Annotated in this window: 16 protein-coding genes; 11 read left to right on the forward strand and 5 right to left on the reverse strand. The window is 62.6% G+C overall.

Translation table 11 applies throughout. From position 1 onward, the window contains the following. Window positions 1-5: 5 nt before the first annotated feature. A complete protein-coding gene (gene moaA / locus Q1A07_RS15300) occupies window positions 6-1,013 on the reverse strand; it encodes a GTP 3',8-cyclase MoaA (protein WP_299782829.1) in 1,008 nt (335 codons plus the stop codon). A gap of 84 nt (window positions 1,014-1,097) precedes the next feature. On the opposite strand from moaA, the gene Q1A07_RS15305 reads away from it, so the two are divergent. Next, window positions 1,098-1,583, forward strand: coding sequence for a hypothetical protein (locus tag Q1A07_RS15305; RefSeq protein ID WP_299782832.1), 486 nt, complete (start codon window positions 1,098-1,100; stop codon window positions 1,581-1,583). 2 nt (window positions 1,584-1,585) lie between these two features. On the opposite strand, the gene Q1A07_RS15310 is transcribed toward Q1A07_RS15305, so the two are convergent. From Q1A07_RS15310 to glmU, 3 genes are read right to left on the reverse strand one after another with little or no spacing between them, the layout of a single operon-like run. Then, window positions 1,586-2,140 (reverse strand): pyridoxamine 5'-phosphate oxidase family protein, encoded by a 555-nt coding sequence (locus tag Q1A07_RS15310; protein WP_299782834.1) that lies wholly within the window; start codon window positions 2,138-2,140, stop codon window positions 1,586-1,588. Between the two features lie 3 nt (window positions 2,141-2,143). Further along, window positions 2,144-3,964, reverse strand: coding sequence for a glutamine--fructose-6-phosphate transaminase (isomerizing) (gene glmS / locus Q1A07_RS15315; protein WP_299782836.1), 1,821 nt, complete (start codon window positions 3,962-3,964; stop codon window positions 2,144-2,146). 2 nt (window positions 3,965-3,966) lie between these two features. Beyond that, window positions 3,967-5,319: a bifunctional UDP-N-acetylglucosamine diphosphorylase/glucosamine-1-phosphate N-acetyltransferase GlmU gene (gene glmU / locus Q1A07_RS15320; protein WP_299782839.1), complete on the reverse strand. Its 1,353-nt coding sequence runs from the start codon at window positions 5,317-5,319 to the stop codon at window positions 3,967-3,969. A 138-nt stretch (window positions 5,320-5,457) separates the two neighbouring features. Here glmU and Q1A07_RS15325 point away from each other — a divergent pair, with 138 nt between their 5' ends. The 3 genes from Q1A07_RS15325 (at window position 5,458) to Q1A07_RS15335 (ending at window position 8,636) form a co-directional block, all read left to right on the forward strand. Beyond that, window positions 5,458-6,123: an HAD-IA family hydrolase gene (locus tag Q1A07_RS15325; RefSeq protein ID WP_299782841.1), complete on the forward strand. Its 666-nt coding sequence runs from the start codon at window positions 5,458-5,460 to the stop codon at window positions 6,121-6,123. 48 nt (window positions 6,124-6,171) lie between these two features. Then, window positions 6,172-7,380 (forward strand): aminotransferase class I/II-fold pyridoxal phosphate-dependent enzyme, encoded by a 1,209-nt coding sequence (locus tag Q1A07_RS15330; RefSeq protein WP_299782843.1) that lies wholly within the window; start codon window positions 6,172-6,174, stop codon window positions 7,378-7,380. Window positions 7,381-7,472: 92 nt separating this feature from the next. Then, window positions 7,473-8,636, forward strand: coding sequence for an isovaleryl-CoA dehydrogenase (locus Q1A07_RS15335; protein WP_299782845.1), 1,164 nt, complete (start codon window positions 7,473-7,475; stop codon window positions 8,634-8,636). A 46-nt stretch (window positions 8,637-8,682) separates the two neighbouring features. Here the strand turns inward: Q1A07_RS15335 and Q1A07_RS15340 are convergent, their stop codons facing one another. Further along, window positions 8,683-9,288: an OmpW family outer membrane protein gene (locus Q1A07_RS15340; protein WP_299782847.1), complete on the reverse strand. Its 606-nt coding sequence runs from the start codon at window positions 9,286-9,288 to the stop codon at window positions 8,683-8,685. 200 nt (window positions 9,289-9,488) lie between these two features. Between Q1A07_RS15340 and Q1A07_RS15345 the strand changes: the two genes are divergently transcribed. From Q1A07_RS15345 to Q1A07_RS15375, 7 genes are all read left to right on the forward strand, one after another. Continuing rightward, the gene (locus tag Q1A07_RS15345; RefSeq protein ID WP_299782849.1) at window positions 9,489-9,806 is read left to right on the forward strand and encodes a hypothetical protein; all 318 of its coding nucleotides are present in this window, start codon (window positions 9,489-9,491) and stop codon (window positions 9,804-9,806) included. Between the two features lie 40 nt (window positions 9,807-9,846). After that, window positions 9,847-11,451: a carboxyl transferase domain-containing protein gene (locus Q1A07_RS15350; RefSeq protein WP_299782851.1), complete on the forward strand. Its 1,605-nt coding sequence runs from the start codon at window positions 9,847-9,849 to the stop codon at window positions 11,449-11,451. Between the two features lie 153 nt (window positions 11,452-11,604). After that, window positions 11,605-13,545 (forward strand): acetyl/propionyl/methylcrotonyl-CoA carboxylase subunit alpha, encoded by a 1,941-nt coding sequence (locus tag Q1A07_RS15355; protein ID WP_299782854.1) that lies wholly within the window; start codon window positions 11,605-11,607, stop codon window positions 13,543-13,545. Then, complete coding sequence (locus Q1A07_RS15360) at window positions 13,542-14,207, forward strand: glutathione S-transferase family protein (protein WP_299782855.1); 666 nt, start codon at window positions 13,542-13,544, stop codon at window positions 14,205-14,207. The genes Q1A07_RS15355 and Q1A07_RS15360 overlap by 4 nt, the downstream gene beginning before the upstream one ends. A 28-nt stretch (window positions 14,208-14,235) precedes the next feature. Then, window positions 14,236-15,093, forward strand: coding sequence for a hydroxymethylglutaryl-CoA lyase (locus Q1A07_RS15365; RefSeq protein WP_299782856.1), 858 nt, complete (start codon window positions 14,236-14,238; stop codon window positions 15,091-15,093). 10 nt (window positions 15,094-15,103) lie between these two features. Then, window positions 15,104-15,619: a DUF6653 family protein gene (locus tag Q1A07_RS15370; protein WP_299782857.1), complete on the forward strand. Its 516-nt coding sequence runs from the start codon at window positions 15,104-15,106 to the stop codon at window positions 15,617-15,619. Continuing rightward, the gene (locus Q1A07_RS15375; RefSeq protein ID WP_299782858.1) at window positions 15,612-16,397 is read left to right on the forward strand and encodes a crotonase/enoyl-CoA hydratase family protein; all 786 of its coding nucleotides are present in this window, start codon (window positions 15,612-15,614) and stop codon (window positions 16,395-16,397) included. Before Q1A07_RS15370 ends, Q1A07_RS15375 begins: the two co-directional genes overlap by 8 nt. Window positions 16,398-16,465: the final 68 nt, after the last annotated feature.

Consider the following 16,465-nt stretch of genomic DNA (forward strand, 5'->3'; position numbering starts at 1 on the left):
CGTATTCAGCCGCCTGTATGGCTCATGTGGCGTGGCATCTGCCCATCCAGCCGCTGGCGCGAATAGTCGAAGTCATGCCCCTTGGGCTTGAGGGCAATCGCCGCGCGGATCGCGTCTTCCAGCGGGCTGTCGTCATCAGGATGGGCACGCAGGGGCGCGCGCAGGTCGGCGGCGTCTTCCTGTCCGAGGCACATGAAAATCTCGCCGGTGCAGGTCACCCGCACCCGGTTGCAGCTTTCGCAGAAATTATGGCTGAGCGGGGTGATGAAGCCGATCTTCTGCCCGGTCTCTTCCAGCCGCACGTAGCGCGCGGGCCCGCCGGTGCGTTCCGCCAGATCGGTCACGGTGTAGTGTTCCGCATAGCGCGCCCGGACGTCTTTCAGTGACCAGTATTGCCCCAGCCGGTCCTCGTTGCCGATATCTCCCATGGGCATGACCTCAATCCACGTCAGGTCAATATCGCGTTCGGCGCACCATTCAGTGATATAGGGCAACTCGTCCTCGTTGAACCCTTTCAGGGCGACTGCGTTCAGTTTCACCCGCAACCCGGCGGCCTGGGCCGCATCGATCCCGCGCAGCACCTGCGGCAGGCGGCCCCAGCGGGTGATCTCTGCAAACTTCGTCTCATCCAGCGTATCGAGCGAGACATTTACCCGGCGGACACCCGCCGCATAGAGGTCGGTGGCAAAGCGCTCCAGCTGACTGCCGTTGGTCGTCAGCGTCAGCTCTTTTAGCGTGCCCGCCTCCAGATGTCGTGACATGCCCTGGAAGAAAGTCAGAATGCCCTTGCGCACCAAAGGCTCCCCCCCGGTGATCCGCAGCTTTTCCACGCCGAGCCCAACGAAGGTCGAGCACAGGCGATCAAGTTCTTCCAGCGTCAGCAATTCCTTTTTCGGCAAAAAGGTCATGTTCTCGGACATGCAGTAGACACATCGGAAGTCACACCGGTCGGTGACGGACACCCGAAGGTAGGTGATGGCGCGGGCAAAGGGATCAATCAATGGAGCTGTCATATCTTTATAGGTAATCCTCCCGGGCAGGCGCAGCAAGAGGTTAACGCCATTGATGCTGAATGGCGGCTATGGTTTAGAGAGAGCATGTCCCGCATCCTTTCATTTCGTCTGACTGCCCTTGCCGTCGTGCTGAGCCTGTCGGCCTGTGCGCAGCTGAACCAGATTAACCTGGCTTTGGGGGGTGGTGATCTGTTGGAAGAACCCGCCGTCTCTGCGCCTGCACAGACGCAGGCCATTCCGACCGGTTCCGCACGGACAGCCGAAGCGTTGGACCAGTCGACCGCACAGGAGCGCGTGGCCGCCACCCGCTCACGTGGGGCGGGCAGGGCTTTGGGGCAAACCGTGGCCTCTCTCGGCAGCCCATCCGAGCCCGGATTTTGGTTGAAGACGCCCCTTGTAAGCGCTCAATCGGCCGGACGGGTGAGAAATCCAGCAACCGGCAAATCCGTCGCCGTCACGCTGATCCCCATCGACGGGCCTGCAACCGCCGGCAGCCGCATCTCCCTCTCTGCGATGCGGGCGCTGGAGGTCAGCCTTGCCGATCTCGTCACCGTGGACGTCAGCTCGTAACCTCAGTCGCTGCCCTGCGCCAGAATATGCGTGGGCGCGCCGTCAATGGTGGTCTGGTTGCGCGTTTCCCAATACTCGGAAATCCCCTCGGCTCCGCGATCCTCGGTCCATTTTTCGAGCACGTCACGCTCGCCCTTGTACTCCATAAAGGGTACGGCATAGCCGCAGCTGGTCTGCACCAGATCCACCGCAACATCATAAATTTGCCGCGCGCCCTGCGAGCCCGGGAAGAGCGCGTTCAGCGCGTCAAATTCCGCGTCCCGCGGGTGCAGGGTCGTTGCGCTGCCGTAACAGCGCAGGATCATCGGCCTGGCCTCGAACCCGCACCACATCAGGGTCATCCGGTTGATCCGGGCCAGATGCCCGGCGGTTTCGTTCCCGGAGCCTGTGAGGTTGCGCCAGACGATGCGGTTAGGACCCAGCACCCGCAGGCTGTCCATGCCCTTGGGCGAAATATTGACCCGACCCTCCGGCGCGGCGGAGCCCACGAAAAACATGTGCTGATCTTCGACAAAACGGGTCAGCGCATCGCTCAGCGCATCAAATTGCTTGGCCATGGGTCATTCCACCGTGACGGATTTGGCAAGGTTGCGGGGCTGGTCCACATCCGTGCCCTTGGCCACAGCGGTGTGATAGGCCAGCAGCTGCGCCGGGATCGCATAGAGGATCGGCGTCATGATATCAGGCACCGTGGGCAGTTCGATGGTGGCAAAGGTGCCTTCGCCAGCCTCCTCGATCCCCTGCCTGTCGGAGACCAGGATCACGCGGCCCTTGCGGGCGATGACCTCCTGCATGTTGCTGACGGTCTTGTCGAACAGCGCGTCGCGGGGTGCCATTACAACGACAGGCACATATTTGTCGACAAGGGCGATGGGGCCGTGTTTGAGTTCGCCCGAAGCATAAGCCTCCGCGTGTATGTAGCTGATTTCCTTTAGTTTAAGTGCGCCCTCAAGGGCCAGCGGGAACATCATGCCCCGTCCCAGAAACAGTACATCACGTGCTTCGGCTATTTTGAGCGCGGCCTTTTGCATTGCTTTGTTCGCTTCCAACGCGGTCGAGAGCATGCTGGGCATGCCGCGCAGGGCCGACAGGTGATCGGCCAGTGTTTCGGCGTCGATTTCACCGCGATCCCGCGCAGCTTTGAGCGCCAGAATGAGCAACACCGCAAGCTGGCAGCTGAAAGCCTTGGTGGAAGCGACGCCGACCTCGACCCCCGCATGGATCGGCAGCACCAGATCACTTTCCCGCGCGATGGAGCTTTCCGGCACGTTGACCACAGAGACGATGCGGTCTGCTTTACCTTCGCAATACCGCAGAGCCGCCAGCGTGTCAGCGGTTTCACCCGACTGGCTGACAAAAAGCGCAGTTGTACGCGCTGGCACGGGCGGCTCGCGATAGCGGAACTCGGAGGCGACATCGACATCAACCGGCAAGCGCGCGATCTGCTCAAACCAGTATTTTGCCGTAAGGCAGGCATAGGAGGCGGTGCCACAGGCAACCATCGTCAGTCGGTCCACCTTTGAGAAATCCATACCGGGGTCGGGCAGGGTAATCTCGCCGTTCGCATCCAGGTAGTTCCCGAGCGCTTGCCCCATAACCGTCGGCTGCTCGGCAATTTCTTTGGCCATGAAGTGTTTGTGGCCTGCCTTGTCGATCCGTGTATCCCCGATTTGCACGGTTTTCACAGGACGATTGGCCAGCGTGCCATGCGCGTCGCGAATTTCGACACCTGTGCGTGTGATGACGGCGCGGTCGCCCTCTTCAAGATAGCTGATGCGGTCGGTAAGCGGTGCCAGCGCAATTGCATCCGAACCCACGAACATCTCGCCGTCGCCATGGCCGATGGCCAGCGGCGAGCCCTTCCGTGCTGCCACGATCAGGTCGTCCTCACCCGAGAACAGGAAGGCGAGGGCAAAAGCGCCGGTCAGGCGATCCAGCGTTTTGCTGGCTGCTTCGACCGGGTCCGAGCCTTCAGTCATGTAGTGTTCGGTCATCAACGCAATGGTTTCGGTGTCCGTTTGCGTCACGAACTCAACGCCATGCTCGGCCAGTTCCGCCCGCAGTTCGCGGAAATTCTCGATGATCCCGTTGTGTACCACCGCGACGCGGCCAGCCTGATGCGGATGCGCATTGACGACGGTGGGTGCGCCATGTGTCGCCCACCGCGTGTGACCAATGCCCGACTTTCCGGTCAGCGGTTCATGTACCAGCAAGTCCGAAAGATTAACCAGCTTGCCGACAGCGCGACGCCGGTCGAGAATGCCGTCTTCGACCGTGGCAATCCCGGCACTGTCATAGCCGCGGTATTCGAGCCGTTTTAGGGCTTCCACCAGAATGGGCGCTACTTCATGACTGCCCAGGACCCCTACAATTCCACACATTTTCAGCTGCCTCTTTGCAGTTTGGCTTTCTTGGCCTTTAAGATATCGAACAATTTCGTCGCCATACCCGGTTTCTCGACCTGTGGCGCACGGGCGATCGCAAGGGCGTCCGCGTCCACGTCCGAGGTAATGACCGACCCGCTCCCGGTCATGGCGCGGTCGCCGATGGACACCGGGGCCACCAGCATTGTGTTGGAGCCGATAAAGGCGTTATCTCCGATCTCGGTGCGGTGTTTCAGAACGCCGTCATAGTTGCAGGTGATCGTGCCCGCACCGACGTTCGTCTGCGCACCAAGCGTGGCATCGCCGATGTAGCTGAGGTGATTGACCTTGGTGCCTTCGCCGATCTGCGCGTTCTTGATCTCCACGAAATTACCGACCCGCACGTTCTCGCTGAGCTCGGCACCGGGGCGCAGCCGGGCATATGGCCCCACAACCGCACCACGGGCCACGTGACAGCCTTCGAGATGTGAAAACGCCCGTATGGTCGCGCCGGATTCTACGGTGACGCCGGGACCAAAGACGACATTTGGCTCAATGACCGTGTCGCGCCCGATCACGGTGTCAAAGGCGAAATGCACGGTGTCCGGCGCGGGCAGAGTGACACCGTCCTCAAAGGCGGCGGCGCGGGCGCGTGCCTGAAAGGCAGCTTCGGCGGCGGCCAGTTCGGTGCGGGAATTGATGCCCAGCGTTTCGCTTTCGTCGCAGGTGACAACGGTTGCGGAGAGGCCTTGGGACCGGGCGATGCCCACGATATCCGTCAAGTAGTATTCTTCCGCCGCGTTCTTGTTGTCGACCGCGTCAATCAGATCGAACAGCAACTCTGACCGGCAGGCAATGACCCCGCTGTTGCAAAGCGTGATGGCACGTTCCGCCGCATCGGCGTCCTTGAATTCGACGATCCGTTCCAGCGTCTCACCCTCAACGACCAGCCGCCCGTATCGGCCAGGATCGGCGGCTTCAAAGCCCAGAACGACCACATCATGCGTGGCTTGGGCCGCAATCATCGTCTCCAGCGTTTCCGGCTGGACGAAAGGCGTGTCGCCGAAGAGCACGATCACGGTACCGTCAAAGTCCTTCAAAAGCGGGGCGGCCTGTCCGGCCGCATGGGCCGTGCCAAATTGATCTGTCTGTTCCGCCACCAGGGCGGTTTCATCATGCGCCTGCGCGGCCTTGCGTACCGATGCGGCGCCATGACCGGCCACAACCACCGTGTGTTCGGGTGCAAGGCTGGCCCCGGCCTGCATTGCGTGGATCAAAAGCGGCGCACCTGCGAGCGGGTGGAGGACCTTGGGCAGGTCCGAGTTCATCCGGGTGCCTTTGCCTGCGGCGAGGATGACCAAAGCGGTTTTCATGTCGTTTCTCTTTGTGTTCTGCTTCGGCCCTGTTTATCCGTCTGGCGCAGCGGCGCAAGCCACGCAGGCATCAAAGAAGGTTGCGGCTTGCAACATGTCTGGGCGGTCATTCGCCCAAGGATGAGGCGGAGAACGGGCATGAAAACTGTTATTTTCGATCTGGATGGGACTTTGGCTGATACCAGTGGCGACCTGATTGCGGCGGCCAATCACTGTTTCCGGGCCATGGGCGAAGGCGATGTGCTGGACCCCGACGCTGATGCGGGCACGGCTCTGCGCGGCGGGCGGGCGATGCTGCGTGCCGGGCTGACGCGTCTTGGTCGCGAGGAAATGGAGCCGATAATTGATCACTACTATCCCCATTTGCTGGACGCCTATGGTGCCGCCATCGATGTCCACACGCAGGTCTATCCGCGGGCGATGGAGGCGGTCGAGCGGTTGAAATCCGGCGGCTACGGTGTCGGCATCTGCACCAACAAACCAGAGCGTCTTGCCGATGTCCTGTTGCAAAAGCTGGGCGTGCGGGATGCCTTTGCCTCGCTTGTGGGTGCCGATACGCTGTCGGTGCGCAAGCCGGACCCGGAGCCGCTACATGAGGCGGTGCGGCGGGCGGGCGGGGCCCCTGGGCGTAGCGTGCTCATTGGCGATTCCGATACGGACAGGAACACGGCGCGGGCGGCGCAGGTGCCTTGTGTGCTGGTCACCTTTGGTCCTGCGGGGGGCGATATGGCGGCATTGGAACCGGAAGGCCTGCTGGCGGATTACGCCGATCTGCCGCAGATGGTTGACCGTCTGCTGGCTTGACCGGAGCCGGGGCCATCGGCAAAGCTGCAATCAATCAAGGGGTGTCAGATGACAGAGATTTTCAGGGGCAGCTTCACCCAGCAGGAGCCCATCCCCGAAGCCGGTATCGAGGCCGCTCTCGCGGTACTGCGCCACGGTCGGCTTCACCGGTATAACACGTCCGCCGAGGAGCTCAGCGAAACGGCCCTGCTGGAGCAGGAGTTTGCCGCAGCAGTCGGTGCGAAGTACTGCCTGGCAGTCGCCTCGGGCGGGTACGCGATGGCCACGGCCCTGCGCGCGCTGGGCGTACAACCCGGTGACCCGGTGCTGTCCAATGCCTTCACGCTGGCGCCTGTTCCGGGGGCAATTGCCGCCGTCGGTGCCAAGCCAGCCTTTGTCGGCGTGACCGAGGCGCTGACCATTGATCTTGATGATCTGCGGGCCAAAGCGGGACAGGCGAAGGTGCTGCTGCTCAGCCATATGCGCGGTCACATCTGCGATATGGAGGCGCTGATGGACATCTGCGATGCCGCGGGCATCAAGGTGATCGAGGATTGCGCGCATACGATGGGCGCTGCGTGGAACGGGGTTCCCTCGGGGCGGCACGGGCTGGTCGGCTGCTATTCCTGCCAGACGTATAAACACGTCAATTCCGGCGAGGGTGGCTTTCTGGTCACCGATGATCCGGAGGTGGCCGCCCGCGCGGTGATGCTCTCGGGCTCCTACATGCTCTATGAACGGCATCTGGCGGCACCGCCAAAAGAGGCCTTTGAGACCATCCGTTATGAGACGCCGAACATCTCGGGCCGGATGGACAATCTGCGCGCCGCAATCCTGCGTCCGCAGGTGGCAGATCTGGCGACACAATGCGCCCGGTGGAATGATCGGTATCACCGGCTCGAAGCTGGGCTGCGCGGCACGCCGGGGCTGACCGTCATCGACCGACCCGAAGAGGAGACGATTGTCGGGTCGTCGATCCAGTTCCTGCTGCTCGACTGGGCAGGGGATGACGTCCGCAGGGTTCTGGCACGCTGCGCCGCGCGCGGGGTGGAGCTGAAGTGGTTTGGCGCGCCCGAGCCTTTGGGCTTCACCAGCCGCTACGACAGCTGGCGCTATGCCGAAACACCGCAGATGCCCGATTCCGACCGGGTATTGGCGGGGATCGTGGATATGCGCGTGCCCCTGACGTTCTCGCTGGAGGACTGTGACCTGATTGCGCGGATCATCCGCGCAGAGGTTGGCGCGGTCTATCAGAAGCAGTCGACTGCGGCCGAGTAACACGCACCGGGCGGCGTGTTATCTTGACCAATCAGGGTGCATGTGTCATTTATGAACGCGTGTTCAATAAATTCTGACGGGAGGGCGGCGCGATGTTTATGGCAACCATGGCTTTCGATCTGGGCGAGGATGTCAACGCGCTGCGCGACGTGGTGCACCGCTGGGCGCAGGACCGCGTCAAGCCGATGGCGGCGGATATCGACGAGAAAAACGCTTTTCCCCCAGAGCTTTGGCCGGAAATGGGCGAGCTGGGTCTGCTTGGCATTACCGTCGATGAAGAGTTTGGCGGGGCGGGCATGTCCTATCTGGCCCACACCGTTGCCATTGAGGAAATCGCCCGCGCCAGCGCGTCGGTGTCGCTGTCTTATGGCGCACATTCCAATCTTTGCGTGAACCAGATCAAGCTGAACGGCTCGCAGGAGCAAAAACAGAAATACCTGCCGGGCCTGATTTCCGGGACGCATGTGGGTGCCCTGGCAATGTCCGAAGCGGGTGCGGGATCAGACGTGGTGTCGATGAAACTGCGCGCGGAAAAGCGCAACGACCACTACCGGCTGAACGGCACCAAATACTGGATCACCAATGGCCCGGACGCGGATACGCTGGTGGTCTATGCCAAGACCGACCCGGAGGCCGGGTCAAAGGGCATCACCGCCTTTCTGATCGAAAAGGAGATGACCGGGTTTTCGACCTCCCCGCATTTTGACAAGCTGGGCATGCGCGGGTCGAACACCGCGGAGTTGATCTTTGAGGATGTCGAAGTGCCGTTCGAGAATGTGCTCGGCGAGGAGGGCAAAGGCGTGCGCGTGCTGATGTCAGGCCTCGACTACGAACGCGTTGTGCTGGCGGGCATCGGCACGGGGATCATGGCGGCCTGTCTCGACGCGATCATGCCGTACCTCTCCGAGCGCAAGCAGTTCGGCCAACCCATCGGGAATTTCCAGCTGATGCAGGGCAAGATCGCCGATATGTACACGGCGATGAACTCCGCGCGTGCCTATGTCTACGAGGTGGCCAAGGCTTGTGACCGCGGGGATGTGACCCGTCAGGATGCGGCGGCCTGCTGTCTTTATGCCTCGGAGGAGGCGATGAAACAGGCGCACCAGGCCGTGCAGGCGATGGGCGGCGCGGGGTTTTTGAACGATAGCCCCGTGGCGCGTCTCTTCCGGGATGCCAAGCTGATGGAAATCGGCGCAGGCACTTCCGAAATCAGGCGCATGCTTGTGGGCCGCGAGTTAATGGCGGCGATGGGCTGACCCGATGGGGAAAATCGGATCAACCCTTTCGCGTGCCTCCCGTGCGTCAGAATCTGTGGACGTAGGCGACACCAAAGAGGAAGGGATCAATCTCGGCAGTGCCGATGGATGCACCGTTGAGAGTGGCGTCAGTGTCGATGTCAAACCACCGAACGTTCAGCCGCAAGGACCCTGCATCGCTGATCTGGTAGTCGACACCGGCCTGCAGCGAGACACCCCAGGAATCATCCAGTTCGAGGGTGCCCAACGGGGATTCCTCTTCGAAGAATGTGGTGTAGTTGATCCCCGCACCAACATAGGGTTTCCATTTGCTCGCATTGGGGAAGTGATAGTTGACCGACAGGGTGGGCGGCAGATGCTTGGTGCTGCCAGCCGCGCCGATGCCGGCAATCGAGATGTCATGCTCGAACGGGGTCGCCGCCAGCAACTCGATTCCCAGATTGTCGCGGATGAAGTATTCGAAGGTGAAGGTAAAGCTGACATCGTCATCGATGTCCGCCTCGCCGCCAGCAAGGGTGCCATTGCCGGATTTCGGGTTCACGGTGGCGACACCAACACCGATTGTCCAATCGCCCTGGGATTGCGCCAGCGCGGGGCCGGTGACAAGCGCAAGCGCGCTGATCAGGAGGAGGGCTTTGATGGTGATCTTCATGATCTTTCTCTTTCCGTTTTTGAATTCTGGCCCCTGATGCGCCGGACCCGAAGTATGGGCATTGATGCAGATCAAGAGAGTGCGAAGACCGGCTGTGCAAAATTGCCGCAGGTGCGAAGAGCCGTTCGGAAACCGGTTCTGAGGATCTGCAAACGTGATGCGGCTGAAGGTGCACAACGGCCCTTCGGGCCCTGGCACTGATGCCGCGATGGTTATGGTTTACCCCTCTGGCCCTGCTGGTGGTCGCTGTCGCGATCTGGGCGTTTCGGCTTGGGTGGATCGCCGTCACCATTTCGGAATCCGACGTGATCAATACCTACGCACAGCGCTACCTGGAAGAGGCCGGTTCTACGGCGCTTCTGACCGACTGCACCGGTTTGTCGGGCACGGGCGACGGTGTCTGGATCATCGTCCGATGCACGCAGGCGGGACGACAGTTCGACTATCCGGTAGACCGTTTTGGGCGGTTGCTGGACCTGCCAGACGGGAGGACGCAACCCGGCGTCCCCCAGACATGAAAATGCCGCGCGGGCGAGGTCCTGCGATGAAGGAGGTTCCATGAAACTGACGTCACAGGCTTTGCCCGCCTCGGAAGGCTTCCAGGCCAATCGGTCCGCTCATCTGGCGGCATTGGAGGAGATTGCCGAGGCCGCTCAGGCTGCAGCACTAGGGGGTGGCGAGCGGTCGCGTGCCCGCCATGTGAGCCGGGGCAAGATGCTGCCGCGCGAGCGGGTGGCGAACCTGCTCGATCCCGGCAGCCCGTTTCTCGAAGTGGGGGCGACGGCGGCGCATGGGCTTTACGATGGCGCGGCGCCTTGCGCCGGGGTGATCGCCGGGGTTGGTCAAGTGCAGGGGCAGGAGGTCATGGTGGTCTGCAACGATGCCACCGTGAAGGGTGGCACGTATTACCCGATGACGGTGAAAAAACACCTGCGGGCGCAGGAGATCGCCCAAGAGAACCATTTGCCCTGTATCTACCTCGTCGATAGCGGCGGGGCCAACCTGCCCAATCAGGATGAGGTCTTCCCTGATCGCGATCACTTTGGCCGTATCTTCTACAATCAGGCGCGGATGTCGGCGCTGGGTATCCCGCAGATTGCCGTGGTCATGGGGTCCTGCACGGCGGGCGGCGCTTACGTGCCCGCCATGTCCGATGTGACGATCATCGTGCGTGATCAGGGCACGATCTTCCTCGCCGGGCCGCCGCTGGTGAAGGCGGCGACGGGTGAAGTCGTCAGCGCCGAGGACTTGGGCGGTGGCGATGTGCACACACGTCTCAGCGGTGTGGCGGATTATCTGGCGGAGGATGACGCACATGCACTGGCGCTGGCACGACGGGCAGTCGTTTCGCTGAACCGCGGCAAGCCCGCAACGGTGCAGTGGGAAAACCCGGAAGAGCCCGCCTACGACCCCGAGGAAATCCTGGGCGTGGTGCCCGCCGATCTGCGCACGCCCTACGATATCCGCGAGGTGATTGCGCGGCTGGTGGACGGCTCGCGGTTCGATGAGTTCAAACCGCGTTTCGGCGAAACCCTCGTCACCGGATTTGCGCATCTCAAGGGCTGCCCCATCGGGATCGTGGCCAACAATGGCGTGCTTTTTTCCGAGTCAGCGCAAAAGGGCGCGCATTTCGTCGAACTCTGCTCGCAGCGCCGTATCCCGCTGGTTTTCCTGCAGAATATCACTGGTTTTATGGTGGGGCGTAAATACGAGAATGAAGGTATCGCGCGTCACGGGGCCAAGATGGTCACGGCCGTGGCCTCCACGAATGTGCCCAAGATCACCATGCTGGTGGGTGGCTCTTTCGGCGCAGGCAACTACGGCATGGCCGGGCGCGCTTATTCTCCACGCTTCATGTGGACCTGGCCCAACAGCCGCATTTCGGTCATGGGCGGGCCGCAGGCTGCAGGCGTTCTGGCCACGGTCAAACGCGATGCGATCGAACGCGCGGGCGAGAGCTGGTCTGCCGAAGACGAGGCCGCCTTTAAACAACCGACCATTGATATGTTCGAGCGCCAGAGCCACCCGCTCTACGCTTCCGCGCGGCTTTGGGATGACGGCGTGATCGACCCGCGCAAGAGCCGAGATGTCCTCTTCCTGTCGCTATCCGCAGCGCTCAATGCCCCGATAGAGGAGACGCGGTTTGGCGTCTTCCGGATGTGAGGTGGCCCGTGGCAGATGCAGAGCACACATCCACGGTAGCTGCTGATCAGAGCGGCGCGACGAGGCACGGTGGCACATCGGGTTCCGTTTCGCGTGGGATCAACGAGCGTGTAAGGCCTTTCATCGGCTCAGGGTTAGATTTGGAGAATGGAAATGTTTGACACGATCCTGATTGCCAACCGGGGCGAGATCGCCTGCCGGGTCATGGAAACGGCACAGGCCATGGGTGTGCGCTGCGTCGCCGTGTATTCCGACGCCGATGCCGGGGCGAAACATGTCGCGCTGGCGGATAGGGCGGTGCATATCGGGAACTCTCCCCCGGCGGAAAGCTATCTGCGGGGCGAGGTGATTATTCAGGCCGCATTGGACAGTGGCGCGCAGGCCATTCACCCCGGATATGGCTTCCTCAGCGAGAACCCGGATTTTGTCGAGGCCGTTGAAGCCGCGGGCCTCGTCTTCATCGGTCCCTCCGCCTCTGCGATCCGCGCCATGGGCCTCAAGGATGCGGCCAAGGCGCTGATGATCGAGGCGGGCGTGCCGGTGGTGCCCGGCTATCACGGAGCAGATCAGGACGACGCCTTGCTGGCGCGGGAGGCTGAAAAGATCGGCTACCCGGTGTTGATCAAGGCCGTCGCGGGGGGCGGCGGCAAGGGCATGCGGCTTGTCGAGAAGGAAAGTGAATTCGCTGCCGCGCTTGCCTCCGCGAGGTCCGAAGCGCAGACCGCCTTTGGCAACCCTGACGTGCTGGTCGAGAAGTTCGTGACGCAACCGCGTCACATCGAAGTGCAGGTCTTTGGCGACGGCACCCGCGCGGTGCATCTCTTTGAACGCGATTGCTCCCTGCAGCGCCGCCATCAGAAGGTGATCGAAGAGGCGCCAGCGCCCGGTATGACCGAGGAGATGCGCAGTGCCATGGGGGAGGCGGCGGTGCGTGCGGCGGAGGCCATTGGCTACAGCGGCGCCGGAACCGTCGAGTTCATCGTGGACGGGTCGGGCGGGCTCAGCCCGGACGGCTTCTTCTTCATGGAGATGAACACCCGACTGCAGGTGGAACACCCTGTGACGGAGGCGATTACGGGCGTTGATCTCGTGGAGTGGCAGCTGCGGGTGGCCGCAGGCGAAGGCCTACCGACCGCGCAAGACCAACTGTCGATCAACGGACATGCATTCGAAGCGCGGCTCTATGCCGAGGACGTGCCCGCAGGCTTTCTGCCTGCAACAGGCACGCTGAGTCATCTGCGTTTTCCCGAGATGGTGCGCGCCGACAGTGGCGTACGCGCCGGGGACACCATCAGCCCGTTCTACGATCCGATGATTGCCAAGGTCATCGTGCATGGGCCGAACCGCGCCGTCGCACTCGCGCGCCTGCGGCAGGGGCTGGCGGGATGCGAGGTTGCAGGCACGGTGACCAACCTTGCCTTTCTCGGCGCGCTTGCCGCGCACAAGGGTTTTGGTCAGGGTGACGTTGACACCGGACTGATTGCCCGCGACATTGATGCGCTGACGGAAATACCGCTAGCGCAGCCGTGGCATCTCGCACTGGCAGGCATGGCCGCCCTTGATCTGACCGACCCTGATCCCGGCACCGGGTTCTCGCTGTGGGCGCCCCTGCGGCGCAGCGTGCAGCTGCTCTGGCGCGATGAAACGCATGCGCTGTCGGTGGAGGTGCTCTCTGCCGATCAACAGCGCTGGGACGTGGCTGGCACGCAGGTCTTGGCAGAGCGTCGCAACGGTCAGTGGGTTTTTGACGGACATGTCACACCGCAGGTGGCGGTGGCAGGCCACGACATCACGATTTTTGACTACTATGGGCTTGTCTTTACCTACATTGATCCGCTGGATCAGGCGGGCGGGGCAGCCGGGGACGGCAACCTCATCGAAGCGCCGATGCCGGGCCTTGTGAAAGCCATCGACGCCGCCATCGGCCAGACCGTCAGCGCAGGCGACAGTCTGGCCGTGCTGGAGGCGATGAAGATGGAACATGCGCTGCTGGCGGCCCGGGACGGCGTGGTGGCCGAGGTGCTGGCCAGAGCCGGCGATCAGGTCGAAGCGGGGGCCGCACTCATAAGGCTGGAGGCGGAAGAGAGCGCATGATCACCCTGCATCATTGTCCGCAGACCCGGTCCATGCGCACGCTCTGGCTGCTGCATGAACTGGATGTGCCGTTCCAGGTGCAGAGTTATCCGTTTGATCGCACGCTGCGCAGTCCTGAGTTTCTGAGCCTCTCGCCTGCAGGCCGCGTGCCCGCCCTTGATATCGATGGCGAACACATGTTCGAAACCGGCGCAATTACCCAGTATCTAAGCGAGCGGTTCAGCCCGGACGGGCTGGGACGGAGCCCGGGGTCGTTCGACCGGATGAGTTGGCTCGTTTGGTTGCATTTTGCGGAAACGATCAGCCAGCACGCGGCTGCGCTGACCCAGCAGCATGTGGCGCTCTATGAAGATCACATGCGCAGCCCCGTCGTGATGAAACTGGAGGCCGCGCGCGTGCGCAAATGCTACGCGGCAATCGAAGCGGGGCTCAGCACCCCCGGGGAGAATCGCGAGTACCTGCTGACGTCAGGCTTTTCAGCCGCTGATATCTCGGTGGGGCAGGCGGTTTACATGGCACGGCATTTCGCGACACTGGACGATTTTCCGGCAACAGCCGCGTGGTATGCGCGGATCACTGCGCGCGCAGGGTTTCAGGCCGCGTTGCCGCAGGGCGATGGAATTTATGCGCAAGACTTTTATGCGCCTTGGCCTGTAGACTAGGGTCAAACACGTCGGGGGAGGATGAAATATGAGCCTGGGGCCGTGTGAGATTTTCGAGGTCGGTCCGCGCGACGGGCTGCAGAATGAAAAGCGGGATATCCCCGTGACCGAAAAGGTGGCGCTTGTCGATTGCCTGAGCCGCGCGGGGTTCTCCCGGATCGAAGTGGCGAGCTTCGTTTCTCCTAAATGGGTGCCGCAGATGGCGGGCTCAGCGGAGGTCATGGCGGGGATCAACCGTGCGGAGGGCGTACGCTATGCGGCACTGACGCCAAATCCGCGCGGGTTCGAGGATGCCAAGGCGGCGGGTGTCGATGAAATCGCGGTTTTCGCATCAGCGTCAGAAGGGTTTTCCAAGGCCAATATCAACGCCAGTATCGCCGAGAGCATCGCCCGGTTCGAGCCGATCCTTGAAGAGGCGCGTCATATCGATCTGCCGGTGCGCGGCTATGTCTCCTGCGTGGTCGAATGCCCCTATGACGGGACCGTGGCCCCTGCTGCCGTGGCCGACGTGGCCGACCGGCTGTTCGCCCTGGGATGTTACGAGATCAGCCTTGGCGATACCATCGGCGCGGGCACGCCCGACAGCATCGCGCGCATGCTGCTGGCGGTGCGCGACGTGGTGCCGGTGGGGCGGCTTGCAGGCCACTACCACGACACTCATGGACGCGCGATCGAGAATATCGACACCTCGCTCAGCCTCGGCGTCCGGGTCTTTGATGCAGCGGTTGGTGGTCTGGGCGGATGCCCCTATGCACCGGGGGCGGCAGGCAACGTGGCGACCGAAGCGGTGGCGGAACATTTGGCCGCACTGGGCTATGACACAGGCCTCGACATCGAGATGATCAAGCAGGCGGCAGAGATGGCGCGCGCCATGCGCGAAGGCTGACGGCACAGGTATGGATATCTTCAAAGGTGCGGAACGGCTGATGTCCATGGATGACGCGGTCTGGCTGCGCCATGCGAACCCGTGGTCGGTCTGGACGCGGATGCTGACCGCCCTGCCATTGCTGGCGCTGGCGATCTGGAGCCGGGTCTGGCTGGGGGTCTGGGCGCTGATCCCCATCGTGCTGGCGTTGCTTTGGATCTGGATCAACCCGCGTGCTTTTCCGCCACCCCAACGTCTCGACAGCTGGGCCAGCAGGGGCGTGCTGGGAGAGCGTATCTTCCTGACGCACCGGAGCGAGATCGCGGCGCATCACCGGCGGGTTGCGGGTGTGCTGAGTGCGCTGAGCTTGCCGGGCGCGGGGATCATGATCTGGGGCCTCTACGTTTTGTGGTGGGAAGGGGCGGTCTTTGGGATGATCCTGACGGCGCTGCCCAAGATATGGTTCGTGGACCGCATGGTCTGGATTTATGACGATTGGGTGCGCGCGGGCCGCGCCGTGCCGGGACTGGAGAGCTTGGATGTTTGAGACCCTGACGATTGAGACAGATTTGCGTGGCGTGGCGACACTGACGTTGAACCGGCCGGAAAAGCATAATGCGATGTCGGCGCAGATGCTGGCGGACCTGACACAGGCGGCCGCCGATCTGGGCGCGGATGAAGCGGTGCGTGTTGTTGTTCTGACGGGCGCGGGCAAGAGCTTCTGCGCGGGCGGCGACCTTGCGTGGATGGCCGCTCAGCGCGAGATGGATGCGGAGACACGATCCGCAGAGGCACGCAAACTGGCGACGATGCTGGGCGCGCTCAACGCCTTGCCGAAACCGCTGATCGGCGCGGTGCAGGGCAATGCCTTTGGCGGCGGGGTGGGCATGGCCTGCGTCTGTGATGCGGCCATTGCAGTCGACAGCGCCAAGTTCGGTTTCACCGAAACCCGGTTGGGCATCATCCCCGCGACCATCGGACCCTATGTTCTGGCCCGCATGGGCGAGGGCCGCGCGCGACGGGTCTTCATGTCGGCGCGGATTTTTGGCGCGGCAGAGGCGGCAGAATTGGGTATTCTGGCCCGCGTTGTGCCTGCCAAGGCACTGGCCGAGGCGGTGGAGGCGGAGGTACAGCCCTATCTCGCCTGCGCGCCCGGCGCGGTAGCAGCGGCCAAGCAGCTGGCCCGCGATCTGGGACCGCGCATTGACGAGGCGGTGGTCGATCACACGATCACTGCTCTTGCCGCGCGTTGGGAGACCGAGGAGGCCGCCGAAGGCATCGGTGCGTTTTTCGACAAGCGCACGCCGGGGTGGGCCGTGGGCTAACTTTGGGCGCAGGACGCTTTCCCGGAGTGAGCAGCAGATGTCGCTACGCGGACAACATGCCGTTAAGG

Source organism: uncultured Roseobacter sp. (genome assembly GCF_947492555.1).
GTDB lineage: Bacteria > Pseudomonadota > Alphaproteobacteria > Rhodobacterales > Rhodobacteraceae > Roseobacter.